The sequence below is a fragment of the Occallatibacter sp. genome (assembly GCF_049582745.1).
In the GTDB taxonomy this organism is placed as follows: domain Bacteria; phylum Acidobacteriota; class Terriglobia; order Terriglobales; family Acidobacteriaceae; genus Telmatobacter.
Genome location: NZ_JBAUUO010000101.1, coordinates 68,771 through 87,437 on the forward strand (window position 1 = coordinate 68,771; position 18,667 = coordinate 87,437).

Consider the following 18,667-nt stretch of genomic DNA (forward strand, 5'->3'; position numbering starts at 1 on the left):
CAATTTCCAGGTTGCCCTAAATCTTGGGTCTGTCACCGTTCGCCGATTCCCCGCCTTTCGAGTTGCCCCGAATCTTGGTTCCTCGGCTGACCCGTATCTGCTTCCTCGGGTTGCCCCGTTTCGGCCTCTACGGCTGAGTCGATGATGTCTCCCTGGCTGAATCGAACTTTGCATCCTCGGCTTGCGCCGCGGATGAATCTTCGTGTCCATTCAGGTCACGGCAATCTTGGTATGGCTTTCGGCGCTTTGTTAATCTCGATCCGTCGATTCACTATCGGCAAGCCGACCATGAATTCCCCTACCGAAACCCTTACTTACGCTTTCGACCACGCCAGTGTTACCGCTCCAACCAGCTACAGAGTCACCAGCTAGTTAGAGACATTAGGCCTACCCAACCTGTGGATGCAAGTGCAAAACCCCATTGCTTTCTGTGGATATCACCATTCATGGTGCATTCATAATGGATTTCTAATCGTCTGAACTTATTTCCGACCTAAAACGGAGAATGGCAAGCGACGAGTTGTTAAATAGAACAGAAAATAGGTCCTAAATAAGTTCAAATCACCCAACTTGTTTCAACTTATTCCAACCAGATTGCACCCATGGATGTAATGAATTCCAGGGACAAGCCGCGACCGCCGCAGACAATCCAGCTATGCAGAATTCCCTTCGTCCTGTAAAACAATCAGCACCGGGCCTTCCTGCCGTCCTTGAACTGCTGACTGGTTCTCTCGAGGTTGAAATTGCGCGTGCAAAAAGCTCGGCATCTGCCGCCAACCTGGCTCATGGGCCTGACGAACGCACCCTTCGGCCTCACCGGCGGATTCTGTGCCGTCATCATTCCGCAGCTCCTCGCGCAACACGGCATTCCAGCCGGACACATCGCAGCCATCGCCGCTGCCATCCTTTCTCCCGGCTTCTGGATCTTCGGCATCTCGCCCTTGCTTGACTCCTGGCTCAGTCGTCGCACGTATGCACTCATCTTCGGATCGCTAACCGCGGTCGCGGTTGCCCTCACGGTCGTTAATGCGGGCCGCCCCGGACTCGTCGAAGCAGTAATGCTGCCCGGCTTTGCCGCGGCCATGCTCTACCAGGGTGCGGTCGGCGGGTGGATGGGCAGCCTTATCGACAAACAGGAAGACAGCCGGCTCGGAATCTGGTTCTCCATCTCAAACCTCGGCGCAGGCGGAGTCATGATGGTGCTCGCGGGTCAGGTCATCAGCCGCCTCACTACCACGCTGGCCGGAATCATCATGGGCGCTGCGATCCTCGTTCCCATGCTGATCTTTCTGGCCATCCCTTCGCCCCCAACGAAGCGCCGTCCCGCCCGCGACTGCTTTGGCCAATTCAATCGCGAACTCCTCTCGCTTCTGAAACAACGTCAGGTGGTCTTGGCCCTGGCCCTCTTCCTTTTGCCTGCTGCATCATTTGCACTCACCAATGTGCTCGGCGGCACCGACTCCGATTTCTTTGCCAGCGAACGAACCGTCAGCCTGTTCGCCGGCGTAGGCTCATCCGCAGCCGGAATCGCGGGCAGCTTTTTGCTCTTCCCGCTCGGCCGCCGATTTCCCCTCCGGCCGGTTTATCTCGCCATTGGCGTCGGCGGCGCCATCTTCACCCAGAGCCTGCTCGCGCTTCCGCGCGCGCCATGGACCTTCGGAATCGCCATTACCGGCGAAAACCTTTTTCAGGCCCTCGCCTTTGCTACCGCGAATGCCATCGCCTTCGAAGTCATCGGTCCCGACAATCCCTTCGCCGCGACACTGTTTACGGTGCTGCTCGCCGCCACCAATCTTCCCATCACCTACATGCAATTCCTGGATGGCCGCGGCTACGATTGGCACGGACTCACCGGCGCCTTTCTCACTGACGCGGCCATCAGCATTGCTGCCTGTCTTTCTCTTGCCTGGATCATCTCGCGGTGGCGCCTCACGCCGGAACCTGCCGCGCAATCGCTCTCACCTATTGTTGAGACCGCGGATTGACAACCCTGATTTGCATTCAGCGCCTCGACAGTGTTTCAATCGTCTGTATTGAAACAGGGGTGCTCCACGATGTGGGGCTGAGAAGATACCCTCGAACCCGATCCGGATAATGCCGGCGTGGGAAGCTTTCGAAGCCAGTTTGGCCAACTTCCTCGAATCCCAGCGCAGACTCTCTTGTTTCATGAAAGCGGGAACAAGATATGCGTGCGCTTCCGTCTCCTTCACATTCATCCAGGCCGCAACCACCGCGCCGACTTCACTTCCCCCGCGTCCGGTTCGCAAAAGGATTCCTCGCGGTGCTGCTGCTGATCACCCCCGCAGGCGCCTTCGTCTCGGCTCAAACGTCGCCGGCTCCTTCAAATTCTCCGACGGCGCAGAACGCAACGACGAACGCATCTCAGCAGAAACCGGGCCGCGTGACAACCACGGTCGTTGTTCATGGTGAAGTCAAGGACAACTACCTCTCGGACGCCGGAACTGCCTCCAGTCTTGACAACACGCCTATCCGCGAGACGCCCCTCTCCGTCACCGCGGTCACCAGCGCCGTAATGAGCGACCAGGTCGCGCGCCTCCTCTCAGACGCCGTCAAGAATGACGCTTCGGTCGGCGAGGACTATGCCCCCGTGGGCTACTACGGCGACTTCGAAATCCGCGGTTTTCCCATCGATCTCGCCACCGGCCTGCAGATCAACGGCATGACCATCGCCGGCGAACAGGACGTTCCCCTCGAGAATAAGCAGCGCGTCGAAATTGTGAAAGGCATCGCCGGCCTTGAAAGCGGCATAGCCTCCGCCGGCGGCGTTATCGATTACGTGACGAAGGAGCCCTACTCCGGCGAACGACCCACGCTCGATCTCGCCACCGATCACCGCGGCAGTTCCTACGGCTCTGTGCAGTTCGCTGTCCCAGGGGTTCATGGTGGATCGGGCCTGCTGATCACCGCTGCCGCTGAAGACATCCACACCTACGTTGAAGGCGCAAACGGCTGGCGTGGCATGGGAGCCGCTGACGGCAAATGGCAACTCGGAGCGAACACGCAACTCACCACCGACTTCGAATATCAGCACAAGGTAGAGCGCTCTGAGGCCGGATACCAGTTGTTAGGTGGAACAACGGTCCCCGCTCCCGTCTATCCCTCAGTCATGCTCGGTTTCCAGCCATGGTCGAAGCCCAATACCTTCGACACATTCAACGCCGGTTCGCACATCGAACGCACGCTCGGTCCGAACTGGAGCCTGCGTTTCGGCGGTTCCTACAGCCACTCCGTCATCGACGACAACGTGATCTACCCGTACGGCGCGGCGCTCGACAATCCAGTCGATCAAAATCCACTTTGCGCCCCCGCCTATTTTTTCTGCCCCGACGGTAGCTACGAGATCTGGGACTACCGCAGCCCCGGCGAACTGCGCATTGATGCGCTGGGAAAAGCGTTGGTGCTGGGTCATTTCACAACGGGCAAGGTGAGCCATAATCTGGTCGGCGGCGGATCGCTTTTCCATCGCTCGGTGGACCTCTCTCCTTCCATCGTCTATACACCGATCGGCGTCGAGAATGTCTATCGGCCGAACATTCTCTATGCGCCGGACAACTTGCAAGCCGGTCCCGCTACTCTCGCCGACTTCAATCACCAAGGCTCCGGCATTGTGCAGGAGCGCGCTCACCTTCCCGGTCACATCGTGCTCCAGGCAGGCGGGCGTTTTGCCCAGGTCAGCGACTTCAACTACTCCGCAGCCCGTTCTCTCTGGCTGCCGCAATATGGAGCGACGTACTCGCCCCTGCACGACCTCACTCTCTACGGCAACTACGGTGCGCTCCTTTCGCTCGGCCCCCAAGCCCCATGGTGGGTCGATAACTCGAGCATATTTCTCACTCCCTTCATGACGCGCCAGTCCGAAATTGGCGTGAAATACGAACGTACAATCCTGCTCACTGCCGACGTGTTCCGCATGCGACAGCCCTTCTTCTACCCACGCATCGTTCAAGCCCCGGATAGCTTTTGTCCGACCAATCTTTTGACCGGCGGCGACGTCATGCCAGGAGATCAATGCTTCGAATCCCAAGGACATGAAACTCACGACGGTATTGAAGTGAACGCACTGGGCAAAGCTGCAACCTGGATGCAATTGAGCGCGTCTGCAACCGCCATGCACGCAGTCTCAAACCACACCGGTACGCCAGCGTTCGACGATAAGCAAGTAATCAACGTGCCTCGTTTTCATACCGCGGTTTTCGCCGACATTCTGCTGCCGCATGCACGCGGCCTCCGCGTGATGCCGGGCTGGAGCTACACCAGCCGCAAGCAGGCCACGCGAGACGATACCGTGAGCGTCCGCGGATACAACTTATTCAACCTCGGCGCTCGTTACACGCCGGGCGGTGAAAAGGGCCGGTTAACGCTCCACATGTATGCTGACAACATTCTCGACAAGCGCTATTGGAAAGACACAGGAGCCAGCTACGGCGACACCTTCATTCACCAGGGCGCTCCCACCACCGTAAGGCTCTCGGCACACTACAATTTTTAGCGATCTTGCCGACGGGCAAAGGATAACGTTGAACGAAACTGCAAAAGCGCACGGACTGGACGGCAAGCTAGTCGACCCCGACTGGCCGCCGCTTAACCTGGACGAAGTGTGCGCTCTCCTGAAATCCTTTCCGGATACCGGAGAACCGATCGAAATTGTTTCTGCCAGTCCACGTCCGTTTTCAGCCGCGAGCGTTATACGAACCAGTTGCGAAAAAATCTTCGTCAAGCGCCATGCTCGCGTCGTCCGTGATGTCGAAGGCCTGATGGAGGAACATCGATTCATGGAGCATCTGCGCGCGAACGGAATCGGAGTTCCGCGCATTTTTGAGACTCGCTCCGGCGATACCGCATTCCAATCCGGCGAATCGACTTACGAAGTCCACGCAATTCCCGCTGGGGTCGACGCGTACGAAGACGCAATCTCCTGGACGCCATTTCGCTCGATCGAACACGCTCGCTCCTCGGGAGAGATGCTTGCACGCCTTCACTTTGCTGCTGAGAGCTTCTGCGCTCCCGCGCGAAAGCCTCGTCCGCTCGTCGCCAGCTTCACGATCTTCGCATCGCAAAGTGCCACCGAAGGCCTGGAGCAATATCTCGCCGCCCACCCCGTGCTGAAACACGACGCACTCTCTCTCGAGGACTGCGCCAGTGCCCTCGACCTTCTCGCCCCCTTTCACGATGAGTTGAGGCCGCTCATGCCGGCACTCAAGCCGCTGTGGACACACAACGACCTTCACGCTTCCAATCTCTTCTGGAGCGACCGAAGCCCGCACGCCGATGCCACCTCCGTGATCGATTTTGGATTGGCGGACCGCACCAACGTCGTCTACGACATTGCGCAGGCAATCGAGCGCAATATCGTCGAATGGCTCGTACTGATGCAGAATCCCAATCGTGGCGACGAGGTTCCCGTCCACCTCGAGCACCTGTGGGCGATGCTCGACCGCTACGAACAGATACGCACCCTCAGCCGCACAGAGGCAGCCGCATTGGCCCCGATGCTCGCCCTCTGCCACGCGGAGTTCGCCCTCACCGAGGCCGATTACTTTCTCGGCGTCTTGCAATCGCCCCCAAAAGCCCGTGTCGCTACCAGCGACTACCTCGTCGGCCATGCACAGTGGTTTCGCGGTCCCGGCGGGGTGAAGATCGTCGAGCCCCTGCGGCAATGGGCCGAGACGCGTCAGACTCAGGCGGCGCCCGCATGATTCTCTCCGCGATCGCTCATTACCTGGTCGCCAACTGGGTGGAACTCGCAGGCTTTGTGACCACGGCAGTTGGAATCTGGCTCACCACCAAACGACTGCTCATCTGCTGGCCGGTCGTTCTCGCAGCGGATGTTTTGTATCTTGTCGTCTTCTTTCGTGCCCGGCTCTATTCCGACACGCTTCTGCAGATCTTCTTTATTGCATTCACACTCTACGGCTGGTGGCACTGGTGGCGCGGCGTACGCGACGAAGGAGAAGTACGTGTCGTCCCACTCGCGCTTCCCAGCCTGTTGCTCGCATTGCTGGCAGGCGTTATAGGCAGCTTTGTGCTCGGTGCACTAGCGAAGCAACTCCATGCAGCTCTGCCCTGCCTTGACTCCGCGCTCGCCAGCTTTAGCCTCGTCGGCAGTTGGTGGCAGGCACGCAAACACATCGCCAACTGGTGGCTCTGGATCGTCGTGAATCTCTTCTACATCGGCGAATACATCTACAAGGACCTGTGGCTCACCGCAGTCCTGTACGCCGGGCTCGTTGTGCTGGCCATCCTCGGCCTCCGCGAATGGCAACGCGCCGCGCGTGCCGCTCAAACCGCAGCTTGCACCACGTTGAGTAGCGGCTCTCCCGCCATATAGCGACGCAGTTCATTGGCCGCGACACGCAGCGCACGCCGCGCGAACTCCGGGCTCGATGCGCCCACATGCGGCGTGATCAGCAGGTTCGGACACTTCCACAATGGGTGCCCGACCGGCAGGGGTTCCGGATCGGTCACATCGAGCGCTGCGCGAATTCTCCCGCTTTCGAGAGCCTCCACCAAGGCGTCGGTGCTCACGATCGACCCACGCGCCGCGTTGACCAGCAGCGTTCCCTGTTGCATCAGCGCGAACTGCTGCGCATCAATAAGCGATTGCGTCTCCGGGGAAGAAGGCAGAATCAGCACCACGACCTGGGCCTTGGGCAGTAGCGCATCAAGCTCGTCCACTGCGTGCACCTTCGGATTCTCCCGCGCCGTTCGTGCAACCCGGATCATGTCCACGCGGAACGGTTCAAGCATGCGTTCGATCTCCTTGCCGATCGAGCCGTATCCAACCATCAACACTGTTTTCCCGGTCAGATCCTCCAGCATCACCGGCGGATAGAGCGGCCGTGTGTCGCCCGTAATGCCCACGTATTCAGCGCTTGCCTCAGACCGCCGCTTCCACTCGCCTGATCGTTGAATATCCAGAAACAGCGGAAAATGCTTCAGCATCGCCAATATCGCAGAAACCGTCCACTCCGCCGTGGAAACATTGTGGGCCCCTCGCGCGTTGCAGATCGTCACGCGCGGACCCATGGCCCCTGGAATCCATTCCGTTCCCGCCATCAGCGAAAGAACCAGCTTTACTCCGCGCAACCGAGGAACGATCTTCAGATTCCTCGTCGGATAAGGATCCGGCAGCCACACGTCGATCTCGATATCATGGTCAAGATCACGCGGCAGTCGAATCAGCTCAATCCCTTGCGGGAAATCGGAAAGCCACTCGGCGGCAAGATTTGCTGAATATCCAACTCGAAGCATAGTCAATCGAAAATAAGTATAAATTTGTGGTGCTTGTTCATGTTGCATATTCGGTGCTCAAGGTTGTGTGTCCCACGCCACTGCAAGCACTTAGGCTCAATACGGCATGCTATGACTGAGGAGTCGTGATTCTCACTCTATGCGTCTGGCCAAATCCAAATCGTGGTCCCAGCAGCAGCTCGCCATTAAATTGGGCGTCGACGGAGCCGCAGCGCAGGGCCTGCTGAACTGGGAGCGCAAGAGGCTTCTAATCCACGCAACCAGAACCGCCCTCGCCGCGGCCCTCTGCTGGTGGATCGCGCTGCGATTCGGCCTCCACGACGGCTACTGGGGAGCCATAAGCGCCATCATCGTGCTGCAATCAAATTTCGGCGCCACCATCACCGCATCGCGCGACCGCATCCTCGGGACGATTATCGGCGCCGCCTTCGGCTTTGGGTTCTCGCTCTTTGGAGTTCTGCCATGGAACTACACCCTGGCCGTGTTGTTTGCCTTCATTCTGTGCGGACTGCTCGGCCTGCGCAACAGCTCGCGGCTCGCCGGAGTGACGATTTCGATTGTGATGTTGGTGCAAAAAGGTGGCTCACACTGGGTCCTAGCGCTCCATCGGGTCGGCGAAGTCTTTCTAGGTATTCTCATCGCTATCCTGGTTTCGACCCTCGTCTTTCCCGATCGCGCGCGGCTGCGATTACGCGACGGGCTTGCTCAGGAGTTTCTCGTGCTCAACGCATTCTTCGAGGGCATCCTGCAAGGGTTCCGTGGACATCCGGCTGAGAACCTGGCTCAGCTGCGCGAAGATACGCTCACCCTGCTTCGCGGCAACAATGCACTGCTCGAAGCGTCGCGCAACGAACCTTCCGGCGGTCCCGGATGGCGTGAGGGTCTGGGAATGCTCGCCCAGTTTGGCCGCACCATCTTCGACGCCCTTGTGGCTCTGGAACTCGCCGTGCGCGAGAGCCACCAAGACAACTACGCTGCGCAGTTGGAGCCCGAGTTGGGCCGCCTCGCCGCTGACATTCAATCGGGTTTCCAGTACTTGGCAAAATGCATTCATGGCTGGCGCTTCCACATTCCGCCTCCCGACATCAATCTCGAAGAAGACATCGCTCAACTCGAGCAGCGCATGGACAAAGTGCGCCACACCGGTCACAACTTTTCCCAGGCCGAGATTCTCCGCGCCTACGCCGTCCAGCTTCACCTGAAGCAGATAGCGCGCCTGCTCCGCTCATCCCGCGTAGAAACCGGCCGCGCCATCGGCGAAGCGCAGCTCACCGAAAGCTAGCCGAGAAACTTGCGCAGAGCTCCCCCGCAATCCTCGATTTCCTTAGTCGTGATCGCGTAGCCGAAGCGAAGGTGTCCTTCGCCCTGCGCGCCGAACACCGATCCCGGAATGGTGGCGACGTGCGCCTTTTCCAAAAGAATCTGCGCAGCCGTGCGGCTGTTCTTGTGAATCTTCTCGGCGTTCGGAAATGCATAAAACGCTCCAGCAGGGGGATCGCACTTCAAACCGACTTCATTCAAAAGGCCAATCAGAAGATCCCGCCGCTTCCGGTACTCCTCACGATGCGCGGCGATCTCAACCTCAGTCGTCTTCAACGCGTGGATCATGGCCTGCTGGACGAAAGTGGTCACACCGTTCGTCGAATACAGAACAATCTTTTTGAGCGCCGTCATGAACGGTTCTTTCGCCACGGCGTACCCCGCGCGCCAGCCCGTCATCGCATGCGTCTTTGAAAATGTGAAGCAAGTAATGGTGCGCTCTGCCATCCCCGGCAGGGATGCGATCGAAACATGCTCCCCCTCGTATACCAAGTCCTCGTATGCTTCGTCGGCGATCACGATCAAGTCGCGTTCACGAGCGAATGACGCCACTTCCTCCGCTTCGGTCCGCGTGAACACTAGCCCGCTCGGATTCTGCGGCGTGTTGTAGTAGATGGCACGTGTTTTGGGTGTTGAGAATTGTTCCAGCGTCCTGCGAATTCCATTCCGCCGCGCCGTCGTCGTCGGCACCGACAGAGGACGCGCCTGCGTTCCGGTCACCAGATCGGCAATGGGCGTCCAGTACGGCGAGAAAACCAGCGCGTCATCACCCGGATCAAGCACACTCTGAAAAGCCGCATAGAGTCCTTGCGAACCACCCACCGTCGCAATCACCTCGTCGGTCGTCGCCTTAATTCCATTCTTCGCGGCAAGTTTCTCTACCAGGGCCTTGCGCAACGGAAGCACGCCCGACGAGGGGGCGTAGTGCGTATAGTTCTCCACCAGCGCTTTCACCGCTGCATACTTGATGGCTTCCGGCGTTTCAAAATAGGGCTCGCCGCCATGCAGCGAATGCACCTGCACCCCCTCTGCCCGCATTTCCATCACCTTGTTGCGGATCTGCACGATATCAGAGAATCCAACCTCGTCCAGGCGCTTGGCCAGGCGAATCCCACTCGGCTTCGTCATGGTCTATGCTCTTCCTTTCGTGCTGTTCTGTAAGCGACGCTTCCAGAATATCTGATGCGTTGCGGCTTCGAGCAGAAACTGAGATTCCGCGATCGCTTCGCGTAACTCACACGGCAAGCAGACTCGTGTATACCGCCATTCCCACCACGGCGTCCACGCCCATCGCATCCAGGTCACCAACTTCCTGCTGGCTTCGAATGCCGCCCGCCACGATGAGCTGACGCGAAGTCAATCTGCGCAACCGCACTGCGGCATCCATCGGAAAGCCCTGCATCAACCCCTCGCCATCCACGTGCGTATACAGATACCCAGACACATACTCTTCAAGCTGCGGAATCGCCTCGTCCGGAGTCAGCGCCACCTGCGCCTTCCAACCCTTGACCGCTATGCGCCCATTCTTGGTATCGATTCCTGCAACCACTCGTTCCGCACCAACAGCAGTAGCAATCGCCGAAGCTATAGCCTCATTCACTCTTCCTTCTTCCGAAAACAAGGCCGAGCCGATGATGACTCGCTTCGCACCGGCATTAATCACCTCGCTGGCGCGTTCGGTCGAACCGATCCCCCCGCCCACCTGGCATGGAAGCTGCCGCGCGATCTGCGCAACCAGCTCGGAGTTATCGCCTTGTCGCATCGCCGCGTCCAGGTCGATCAGCTGCACCAGCGGAAAGCGCGAGAACTTCTCAATCCAGTATTCAAAATCACCGAAGGAAAGCCGCAGCTTCTCCCCCTGCACTAGCTGCACGATTCGGCCGCCCATTAAATCAATTGAAGGAATCAGCATGGCAGCCTCACCGGAATGCCTGCCGCAACAAGCTCTTCTTTAAGCGACCGCGCACTCGACACGCCAAAGTGAAAGATACTCGCCGCAAGTGCCGCGTCCGCCTTCCCCCTGCCGAACACATCCGCAAAATGCGCCACCGTCCCCGCGCCCCCCGAGGCTATCACCGGAATGTTCACCAACTCGCTCACTGCCGCCGTGAGTTCGCAATCAAATCCCGTGCGCGTCCCATCCGCATCCATCGACGTAAGCAGAATCTCCCCCGCTCCACGCGCTTCCGCCTCCAGCGCCCACTCCACCACACGTCGTCCCGCTGGCTTGCGGCCGCCCTGCACAAAGACTTGTGCATCGCGCACCGGGTCGTCGGCATCCGGATCGCGCCGCGCATCGATCGCCACCACCACCGCCTGCGCTCCAAAACTGCGCCCTATCGCGCCGATCAGTGTGGGGTCCGCAAGCGCAGCAGAGTTGACGCTGATCTTGTCTGCCCCGACCTCAAACACCTGCTCCGCCTCTTCCGCGCTGCGAATGCCTCCTCCCACTGTGAACGGCACAAACAACTCCCTCGCCGTTCGGCGCACCGTCTCCAGCAGCGTCTTCCGCCCCTCATGCGTAGCTGTAATATCAAGCAGCACAATTTCATCCGCGCCTTCCCGCGCATGCCGCGCCGCCAGCGCCGCCGGATCGCCCGCATCAACGATGTCCACAAACTGCACGCCCTTTACCACCCGCCCCGCATGGACATCCAGACACGCAATAATCCTCTTGGTCAGCATCTCCACTCCAGAAAATTGCGCAGAATTCTCATTCCCGTCTCTCCAGACTTTTCCGGATGAAACTGCACTCCCATCACGTTGTCACTCTCCACCGCGGCTGCGAAGGGCTCAATGTACTCCGTCACCGCAGCAGTGTCAGACGTCAGCGGGGCTTTATAGGAATGCGTAAAGTAGACGAGCTCGCCCGCCTCAACTCCCGCAAAAAGACGAGAACCGGAATTGATTTCCAACGAATTCCATCCCACATGCGGAACCTTCTGGTCGCATTCGGGAAAACGCGTACACGACTCCTTGAAGTGTCCGAGCCCCAGCTGATTCGCTGATTCGCTCGACCCTGCATACAGCCATTGCATCCCCACGCAAATCCCCAGAAATGGCACTCCCCGCGCAATCGCAGCGCGAATCGCTCCAGTCATCCCGGTCGAATCCAATCGCTCTGTCGCCGCAAAATGCCCCACCCCCGGCAACACAATCCGCTCCGCCGACTCGATAAGCGACAGATCCGAATCCGTCACCACCGCATCCGCACCCAGATGGCGCAGCGCCTTCAGCACCGACGTCAGATTCCCGGCCTTGTAGTCGATGACAGTGACCCGCATTAGAGCAGCCCCTTAGTACTCGGTAGCATCTCGCCCAGTTGCTTATCGCGCGAACACGCCACGCGCAGCGCACGTGCAAACGCCTTGAAGATCGCCTCGATCTTGTGATGATTCGACCGTCCGTACATCGTTTTCACGTGCACATTGGCCCGTGCACCCCGCGCAAATCCCTCGAAGAAATCGGTTACCAATTCCGTCTGCAGATCGCCGACAAGCCGCGTACGTACCCTCGTGTCCACCGCATACGCCGCACGCCCGCTCAAGTCAACCGCGGCAATCGCCAGCGTCTCATCCATCGGCATCAGAAAATAGCCGGCTCGCAGAATTCCGCGCTTGTCTCCCAGCGCGCGATCGAACGCCTCGCCCAGTGCGATCCCCACATCCTCCACAGTGTGGTGCTGGTCCACATCCAGGTCGCCCTTGCACGTGAGTTCCAGGTCAAACGCCCCGTGCCGCGTAAACAGCTCAAGCATGTGATCGAAGAACCGAATGCCGGTCGAAACCTTGTACTGTCCGTTGCCTTCGATCCTGAGATCGATGGCGATGCGCGTCTCATTCGTATCGCGTACAACGACACCCCTGCGAACTGCATTCCCACTCGGTTTTTTCCGCAATCGCACCGCCATCATCGACCATCCTCACTGCCGCGCAGTGTCTCCAGCGTCCTGTTCAATACCGCAACGGCTTCGCGCATCTGCTCCCGTGTGCCAATCGTGATGCGAACACAGCCATCACATCCCGGATCATTCGATCGGTCGCGCACCAGCACGCCACCGGCAGACATCAGGCGCACAAACTCAGCGTGGATTGCCCCGATCTCCATAAGAATGAAATTCGCATGACTCGGCCACCGGCGCACGCCCGCTGCGTCCAGTGCAGCCGCAAACTCCGTACGCGCCGCAGTCACTTCTCCGACATACCAGTTCAGGTAACTCGCGTCTTCCAACGCTGGCGGCAAACAAGCCAGTGCCAGCGAGTTGACGCTATATGGCGAAAGCACGCGCCGAATCCACTGCATCATCTCGACCGGACCAGCCAGCACTCCAAGCCGTAAACCCGCCAACCCGTACGCCTTCGAAAACGTTCGCGCCACCACCACGTTCGGAAACGTGCCAATCAGGTCGATCACGGTCTCGCCATAAAAGTGAAAATATGCTTCGTCCACCAGCACCACGGCCTGCGGAGCTCTCTGCGCAAGCTCAATAATCTGCTCTCGCGTTGCAATCGAACCCGAAGGGCTGTTGGGATTCGCAATTGCAATGATCTTCGTCTGTGGCGTAATCGCACACATCAACCGCTCGAAAGGAAACTGCAAATCTCCATCAGCCTGTACCGACACCGCACGTGCGTCGGTCGCTGAAGCGTAGACCTCGTACATTGTGTACGTCGGAACCGACAGAAGCAGCTCATCGCCCGCATCCAGAAAAGTTTCGAATAGAACGTGAATCGCCTCATCCACGCCATTCGTCAGAACAACCTGCTCGGCCGCGACACCAAGATGTTCCGCCACGATCCGCTCCACGGGCCCCCGCTCCGGATAGCGCGTAAGGTCGCCGCCAGAAATGCGCCCCAGAACTTCGCGCACTCGAGGCGAGCACGCAATCGTGTTCTCGTTGAAGTCGAGCCGCATCGCATTGCGATTCCCCAATGGCGGGTGATATTCCTTCATCGCCTGGACGCGCGCACGCGGAGTGGGTTGAACAACCGAAGCGAATTTATGCATGAACGCCCCTTCCGCGTACACCAGCCGGGCCGCGCTTTCGTGAGGTTTTGCGCAACCGCATGCCGATCGCCGCAGCGTGTGCGGTCAATCCTTCTGCCTCCGCCAGCAGAACTGCCTGCGGCCCCAGACTGCGAATTCCCTCCGGCGCATACTCCTGCACCGTAACCAGCTTCACAAAATCATTCACGCTCAATCCGCCGCGCACCCGCGCCATTCCTCCTGTGGGCAGAGTGTGGTTCGGCCCCGAGATGTAATCACCCATCGGCTGCGACGACCAGCCGCCCACAAACACCGAGCCGGCATTCGTCACCCATTCCAGCTCCTCAGCCGTATCCACTGTCAAATGCTCCGGCGCAAGCCGATTTGTAATCGCGCGTGCCTCCTCAACCGTGCCCGCAACAATCGCTACGCCGTTGCGTTCGAGAGCGCCACATGCTACCGGATTGTTGCGGTTTTGCGTCTTAGCCTCTGCAATTACGAGTTTTGCGAGGTCATCACGCGTCGTCACAAAAATCGCAAGTGCCTCTGGGTCGTGCTCAGCCTGCGCAACAAGATCTGCGGCAATCTCTGCTGGATCGCCACGCTCGCTGGTTACGACAATTTCCGTCGGCCCCGCCAGCATGTCGATCGCGCAATCAAACGCAACCAGCCGCTTGGCCGCCGTGACATACAGATTGCCCGGTCCCACAATCTTCTCCACGCGCGCAATCGTCGCTGTACCGTATGCGAGCGCCGCAATCGCATGTGCCCCGCCAACGCGATAGAACTCCCTGATGCCAAGCAGATGTGCCGCCGCCAGCGTCTCCTGGGCAGGCTTCGGCGAAACCACAACGATCCGCTCCACTCCAGCCACCTGCGCCGGAATTGCCGTCATCAGCAGCGTCGAAGGCAACGGATGCCGTCCGCTCGGCACATAGCAGCCCACCGAACCGATCGGTCGTACTAGCTGTCCCACGGTAAGCCCTGCTATCGAAGCGCGACTCCACGACTTTGGAAGCTGCTGCTTCGCAAACGCCCGGATCTGACCCGCTGCCGTTCTCAGCGTCTCGCGCAGCGTCGGATCAATCGCCTCCCACGCTTGACCCATCTCCTGCGGCGAGATCCTCAATCGCGCCGCATCCTCAAGCCCGTCAAACTGCGCGGCGTAGCGAAGCAACGCGCGATCGCCGCCGTGCCGGACACGCGCAACGATGCGTTTTACCACCGGTAGCACCGAATCCAGGGCCCCGCCACCACGACTTTCCAGCGCCACCAGAACCGCGGCAGCTTCTCGTGCCCCTCGCCCTCGAGTTCGAATCACTTTCATCGCTCTCGTCCCGTCTCTTCCTACAGCACCACTTTGTTCAGCGGATACTCGACGATTCCGGTGGCGCGCGCCGCCTTAAGTTTGGGAATCACGTCCCGGGCCACACGTTCTTCCACAATCGTGTTCACTGCTACCCATTCCGAATTGCTCAACTGCGAAATAGTGGGCGAATTCAGCGCCGGCAACACCGCAAGAACAGCGTCCAAATCAGCGCGCTGCACGTTCAGCATCAGGCCCACCTGCGACTGTGCATCGATCGCTCCCCGCAGCATCACGGCGATTTGGTCAATCTTTGCGCGCTTCCATTCGTCAGCCAGAGCATTCTTGCCGGCGATTAGGTGTGTCTCACTCTCCATCACGGTGTCAATGATCTTCAAGTGGTTCGCTTTGAGAGAGCTGCCTGTCTCCGTTACTTCCACAATCGCATCCGCGAGCGTGGGCGGTTTGACCTCGGTCGCTCCCCAGCTGAACTCAACCTTCACATTCACGCCCTTTTCGGCGAAATATCTCTTCGTAACTTCCACCAGTTCCGTCGCGATAATCTTCCCTTCAAGATCTTTGGCACATTGATATCCGCTTGCATCCGGCACGGCAAGAACCCACCGTACCTTGCGCCGGCTCTGCTTGGCATAGGTCAGTGTTGTCACGCTCGTCACATCCAGTCCGCTTTCCACTACCCAATCAATGCCGGTAAGCCCTGCGTCGAGCACGCCATGTTCAACATAACGCGCCATCTCCTGCGCACGAATCAGCATGCACTCAATCTCCGCATCGTCAATCGATGGGAAATACGATCGTCCGTCCGCGTAGATATTCCAACCCGCGCGTTTGAAGAGCGCTACCGTCGAATCCTGAAGGCTGCCCTTAGGCAACCCGAGCCGGAGTTTGTTAGCCACGCTCCACCTCCACGGCACTCGCAAACGCAAGTGGCTTCGTAAAACAGCTCACTGTGCCCTCATGGCAAACCAACCCATCGCCCTCCACCGTTACGCGAAAAAGCAGCGCATCGTTGTCGCAGTCGGTCGCGGCAGAAACAATGCGCAGCCGATTACCGCTTGTCTCGCCCTTCATCCACAGCTTCTGTCGCGTGCGGCTCCAGAAGGTAACACATCCCGTCTCAAGCGTCCTGGCGTAGCTCTCCAGATTAAGAAAACCCAGCATCAGCACCTCGCCGGTATGCGCATCCTGCACAATTCCGGCCACCAGGCCGTCCATCTTTTCGAAATCGATTGTCGGTTGTGTACTCATCATCTTCCTGATCTTCGTTGAATTCTGCTGCAAAATCAAAAGCCCACCGGCTTCTGTGCCGGCGGGCTTTTGATTCTTCGATCTCTCTGGCCGTCTAGTTCAGGCCAAGGCAGTCCGCCGGCATGGATGTCCCATGATGGTGGTGATGACCGTGATGGCGGCTGCTGTGCATCTGTTTCAAAAGTAAGGCAAACACGACCCGGTGTCAACTTCAAGCGCATTGCCTATCCGTTTTGCACGATAGCTGTGGCAGCCGATCCGGCTGTTGGTCCGGGTTCGCGAAGCAGCTCAATCAGCCTCTGATACAGCCGATTCCGCACTTCAAATCGCTCCGACGCGCGCGTTACGTAGCGAACCAAAACCTCGACTCCCGAGGCCGTTGGTCGCAGATTTTCCACGGCAGTCGCGCTGAAGCGGCTCAGGCTGTTTCCATGCGCGCCGCGCTTCCATTCCTGCTCGGCGAGACCGGCATTTTTCTCCGTCTCCGCCACCACAACCTTTTGAATGCGATCGAGCAGTTCATGAACATTCTCCGTCGAAGGCAGATTCAACGAAATCTCGTCCCACATCCACTGACCATTTGTCGAAAAATTGAAGTATTGGCCGCGGATGGCAAATCCGTTCATGAACGTGATCCTGCGACCGGTCGGCAGCCCTCTGTCGGCGAGAGTTCCGGTCTCCAGCAAGGTTGTACTGAACAACCGAACCTCCACCACCTCTCCGCCCACACCGTTAATCTCCACCCAGTCGCCCACGTGAATGCCATTCTTTCCGATCAGTACAAACCAGCCGAGAAACGCGATAATGAAATCCTGCAAAGCAATGGTAAGCGCTGCCGTGGCCAGGCCGAGAATCGTAGGCGTCTCGCGGGGCGTCCCAAAAATCACCAGCAGAATAATCACGACCCCGATGACCTGGATGGAGAGTTCCAGAATGCTGCGCAACGTCTGCGATCGCCGGCGATCCAGCGCAGGGCTGTCCATCAGCCGCCGCACCAGGACATCGCAAATGACCATGCAGATCCCGATAAACGCAATCAGCGCCAGCGACTGAAGAATCAGGTGCAGCACTGTTCGATGCTGTAGCTGTACTTGCGCGGACCATTTGCCGTATACCGTCGCCAGTTGCTGTTCCGTCTGGATGCGATCGTCCAGAATGCTGAGAATCTGCCGCTGTGCGGTTTTATTCTTGAGCCCCTCTAGTTTCTCGTCAAAATCGTCTGTGTCAACCGCAGCTGAGTTGGCCTTCACCTCAAGTGCGTTGTGTTGCGCGGTCAGGTTTGCAGTATCAGCGCGCGTCTGGTTCAGCGCCTGTTGCAGCAGATCGTAACGGCTTCGCTGCCTGAACCACGCGCCAATACGCCCCGCCATGGTTCCGTAGCGACCTACGGAGATGGCTGCCACCTGGCCGCCCTCATGCACCTGCTTGTCATACTCGCGCATCGTGGCTTCGTGCGCGTTCAGCTCCGCCTGTATCTGCGAGGTCTGGTCCCCGGATGCCCGATCCAGATCCTGTTGCGCGTCAGCGAGCTCATCACTGTCTAACCCGAGCTGCGCTTTCGATACTTCCAGGTCGCCTTCGTCATATTCCGCAGGTTTGCCGTTCTTCGGCGGAGGCAACTTCAACTGCTCGGTGATCGTTTGCACGTCATCCTTGTCTTGAGCGATGAGCTGTTGCAACTGCGCCACCTTTTTCGAAAGCGCCAGGGCGTCACCGGTAAGGGTTTTGTGCTGTGAATCAAGTGTGGCTTGGCGCAAGGCCGACGCGAACGCCTGATCAACTTCGTGGTCCGCAAGTCTCTCGGCCTGCTGCGCATACTCCTTCTCCTCCGCCGTGATGGCGAGAGGGGCCAGGGCCTGAGCGGTCTGCCATGGATTCACATCCACGATCGTCTTCTTCCCGCCATTCGTGCGGTTTGGATTGTTCTTTGGATTCAGGAACGAGAGATTCCCCATCGCATCGCGCGTGGTCCACGTAAACACAAGACACACTGCCAGCAGCGCGAAGAGAACCATAAGAATGACGAGCCGCGCGTTGCCAAGTACTCGACTTCGCAGCTTTCGTCCGGTCGAAAAAGCAACTGGGGGGATTGCCATGACTCTATTTTTGCAGGAAACCGGCTTCCCAGTCTCCATCTTTTCAATACACCTTGGGCTAAAAGTCTATGACGTTGCCCAAGGCATGGCGCAGAATAGAGAAGTGAGAATTCGGGTCATCTTCGGAGTTTTAGCAGTTGCAATGATCTGCGCACTCTCGACTGGTCCCTTGAGTTTCGCGTTTCAACTCCCTCGGATTGCCCCCGCCACTCCGGCCCCCGAAGCGCGCATCGACATCAACACGGCCAGCATCGAGCAACTCACCAAGGTTCCGGGCATGACGCGCACCTGGGCAGCGCGCATTATCCGCTACCGGCCCTATCGCGCCAAGAACGACCTAATCGATCGTGGTGTAGTCACAAGCCAGGTATATGACGCCATCAAGGACTACATCATCGCGCATCGCGTCAAGCCCTGA

Annotated in this window: 17 protein-coding genes and 1 riboswitch; of the genes, 6 read left to right on the forward strand and 11 right to left on the reverse strand. The window is 58.7% G+C overall.

The genetic code is table 11. The annotated features are described in order from the left end of the window. Positions 1 to 749 precede the first annotated feature (749 nt). The 4 genes from WCA10_RS15210 (at position 750) to pnuC (ending at position 6,349) form a co-directional block, all read left to right on the forward strand. A complete protein-coding gene (locus WCA10_RS15210) occupies positions 750 to 1,985 on the forward strand; it encodes an MFS transporter (RefSeq protein WP_472823385.1) in 1,236 nt (411 codons plus the stop codon). 45 nt (positions 1,986 to 2,030) lie between these two features. Next, positions 2,031 to 2,126: riboswitch (TPP riboswitch) on the forward strand. A gap of 155 nt (positions 2,127 to 2,281) precedes the next feature. Continuing rightward, the gene (locus tag WCA10_RS15215) at positions 2,282 to 4,510 is read left to right on the forward strand and encodes a TonB-dependent siderophore receptor (RefSeq protein WP_472823386.1); all 2,229 of its coding nucleotides are present in this window, start codon (positions 2,282 to 2,284) and stop codon (positions 4,508 to 4,510) included. 28 nt (positions 4,511 to 4,538) lie between these two features. Beyond that, complete coding sequence (locus WCA10_RS15220) at positions 4,539 to 5,717, forward strand: phosphotransferase enzyme family protein (protein WP_472823387.1); 1,179 nt, start codon at positions 4,539 to 4,541, stop codon at positions 5,715 to 5,717. Continuing rightward, positions 5,714 to 6,349: a nicotinamide riboside transporter PnuC gene (gene pnuC / locus WCA10_RS15225; RefSeq protein ID WP_472823388.1), complete on the forward strand. Its 636-nt coding sequence runs from the start codon at positions 5,714 to 5,716 to the stop codon at positions 6,347 to 6,349. The genes WCA10_RS15220 and pnuC overlap by 4 nt, the downstream gene beginning before the upstream one ends. On the opposite strand, the gene WCA10_RS15230 is transcribed toward pnuC, so the two are convergent. Then, positions 6,301 to 7,272, reverse strand: coding sequence for a 2-hydroxyacid dehydrogenase (locus tag WCA10_RS15230; protein ID WP_472823389.1), 972 nt, complete (start codon positions 7,270 to 7,272; stop codon positions 6,301 to 6,303). The genes pnuC and WCA10_RS15230 overlap by 49 nt on opposite strands. 139 nt (positions 7,273 to 7,411) lie before the next feature. On the opposite strand from WCA10_RS15230, the gene WCA10_RS15235 reads away from it, so the two are divergent. Continuing rightward, a complete protein-coding gene (locus WCA10_RS15235) occupies positions 7,412 to 8,554 on the forward strand; it encodes an FUSC family protein (protein ID WP_472823390.1) in 1,143 nt (380 codons plus the stop codon). Here WCA10_RS15235 and WCA10_RS15240 read toward each other — a convergent pair. From WCA10_RS15240 to WCA10_RS15285, 10 genes are all read right to left on the reverse strand, one after another. Further along, a complete protein-coding gene (locus tag WCA10_RS15240; RefSeq protein ID WP_472823391.1) occupies positions 8,551 to 9,720 on the reverse strand; it encodes a pyridoxal phosphate-dependent aminotransferase in 1,170 nt (389 codons plus the stop codon). The two genes, WCA10_RS15235 and WCA10_RS15240, sit on opposite strands and share 4 nt — an antisense overlap. Positions 9,721 to 9,826: 106 nt before the next feature. Next, positions 9,827 to 10,504, reverse strand: coding sequence for a 1-(5-phosphoribosyl)-5-[(5-phosphoribosylamino)methylideneamino]imidazole-4-carboxamide isomerase (locus WCA10_RS15245; protein ID WP_472823392.1), 678 nt, complete (start codon positions 10,502 to 10,504; stop codon positions 9,827 to 9,829). Next, on the reverse strand, positions 10,498 to 11,277 hold the full coding sequence (gene hisF, locus WCA10_RS15250; protein ID WP_472823393.1) for an imidazole glycerol phosphate synthase subunit HisF: 780 nt from the start codon (positions 11,275 to 11,277) through the stop codon (positions 10,498 to 10,500). The genes WCA10_RS15245 and hisF overlap by 7 nt, the downstream gene beginning before the upstream one ends. Beyond that, complete coding sequence (gene hisH / locus WCA10_RS15255; RefSeq protein WP_472823394.1) at positions 11,271 to 11,876, reverse strand: imidazole glycerol phosphate synthase subunit HisH; 606 nt, start codon at positions 11,874 to 11,876, stop codon at positions 11,271 to 11,273. Before hisH ends, hisF begins: the two co-directional genes overlap by 7 nt. Next, on the reverse strand, positions 11,876 to 12,502 hold the full coding sequence (hisB, locus tag WCA10_RS15260; protein ID WP_472823467.1) for an imidazoleglycerol-phosphate dehydratase HisB: 627 nt from the start codon (positions 12,500 to 12,502) through the stop codon (positions 11,876 to 11,878). Before hisB ends, hisH begins: the two co-directional genes overlap by 1 nt. Further along, entirely contained in the window at positions 12,502 to 13,599 is a 1,098-nt protein-coding gene (gene hisC, locus WCA10_RS15265; protein WP_472823395.1) for a histidinol-phosphate transaminase, read from the reverse strand. The genes hisB and hisC overlap by 1 nt, the downstream gene beginning before the upstream one ends. Continuing rightward, positions 13,592 to 14,905: a histidinol dehydrogenase gene (gene hisD / locus WCA10_RS15270; protein ID WP_472823396.1), complete on the reverse strand. Its 1,314-nt coding sequence runs from the start codon at positions 14,903 to 14,905 to the stop codon at positions 13,592 to 13,594. Before hisD ends, hisC begins: the two co-directional genes overlap by 8 nt. A 20-nt stretch (positions 14,906 to 14,925) precedes the next feature. Next, complete coding sequence (gene hisG / locus WCA10_RS15275) at positions 14,926 to 15,801, reverse strand: ATP phosphoribosyltransferase (protein ID WP_472823397.1); 876 nt, start codon at positions 15,799 to 15,801, stop codon at positions 14,926 to 14,928. Beyond that, a complete protein-coding gene (hisI, locus tag WCA10_RS15280; RefSeq protein WP_472823468.1) occupies positions 15,794 to 16,153 on the reverse strand; it encodes a phosphoribosyl-AMP cyclohydrolase in 360 nt (119 codons plus the stop codon). Before hisI ends, hisG begins: the two co-directional genes overlap by 8 nt. Positions 16,154 to 16,377: 224 nt before the next feature. Further along, entirely contained in the window at positions 16,378 to 18,249 is a 1,872-nt protein-coding gene (locus WCA10_RS15285) for a mechanosensitive ion channel family protein (protein WP_472823398.1), read from the reverse strand. Here WCA10_RS15285 and WCA10_RS15290 point away from each other — a divergent pair. Continuing rightward, positions 18,248 to 18,667: a ComEA family DNA-binding protein gene (locus WCA10_RS15290; protein WP_472823399.1), complete on the forward strand. Its 420-nt coding sequence runs from the start codon at positions 18,248 to 18,250 to the stop codon at positions 18,665 to 18,667. The genes WCA10_RS15285 and WCA10_RS15290 overlap by 2 nt on opposite strands.

Coding starts and splice junctions, on each gene's coding strand:
- pnuC (WP_472823388.1), top strand. CDS start 5,714: ATGATTCTCTCCGCGATCGCTCATTACCTGGTCGCCAACTGGGTGGAA.
- WCA10_RS15230 (WP_472823389.1), bottom strand. CDS start 7,272: ATGCTTCGAGTTGGATATTCAGCAAATCTTGCCGCCGAGTGGCTTTCC.
- WCA10_RS15235 (WP_472823390.1), top strand. CDS start 7,412: ATGCGTCTGGCCAAATCCAAATCGTGGTCCCAGCAGCAGCTCGCCATT.
- WCA10_RS15240 (WP_472823391.1), bottom strand. CDS start 9,720: ATGACGAAGCCGAGTGGGATTCGCCTGGCCAAGCGCCTGGACGAGGTT.
- WCA10_RS15245 (WP_472823392.1), bottom strand. CDS start 10,504: ATGCTGATTCCTTCAATTGATTTAATGGGCGGCCGAATCGTGCAGCTA.
- hisF (WP_472823393.1), bottom strand. CDS start 11,277: ATGCTGACCAAGAGGATTATTGCGTGTCTGGATGTCCATGCGGGGCGG.
- hisH (WP_472823394.1), bottom strand. CDS start 11,876: ATGCGGGTCACTGTCATCGACTACAAGGCCGGGAATCTGACGTCGGTG.
- hisB (WP_472823467.1), bottom strand. CDS start 12,502: ATGGCGGTGCGATTGCGGAAAAAACCGAGTGGGAATGCAGTTCGCAGG.
- hisC (WP_472823395.1), bottom strand. CDS start 13,599: ATGCATAAATTCGCTTCGGTTGTTCAACCCACTCCGCGTGCGCGCGTC.
- hisD (WP_472823396.1), bottom strand. CDS start 14,905: ATGAAAGTGATTCGAACTCGAGGGCGAGGGGCACGAGAAGCTGCCGCG.
- hisI (WP_472823468.1), bottom strand. CDS start 16,153: ATGAGTACACAACCGACAATCGATTTCGAAAAGATGGACGGCCTGGTG.
- WCA10_RS15290 (WP_472823399.1), top strand. CDS start 18,248: ATGACTCTATTTTTGCAGGAAACCGGCTTCCCAGTCTCCATCTTTTCA.
- WCA10_RS15285 (WP_472823398.1), bottom strand. CDS start 18,249: ATGGCAATCCCCCCAGTTGCTTTTTCGACCGGACGAAAGCTGCGAAGT.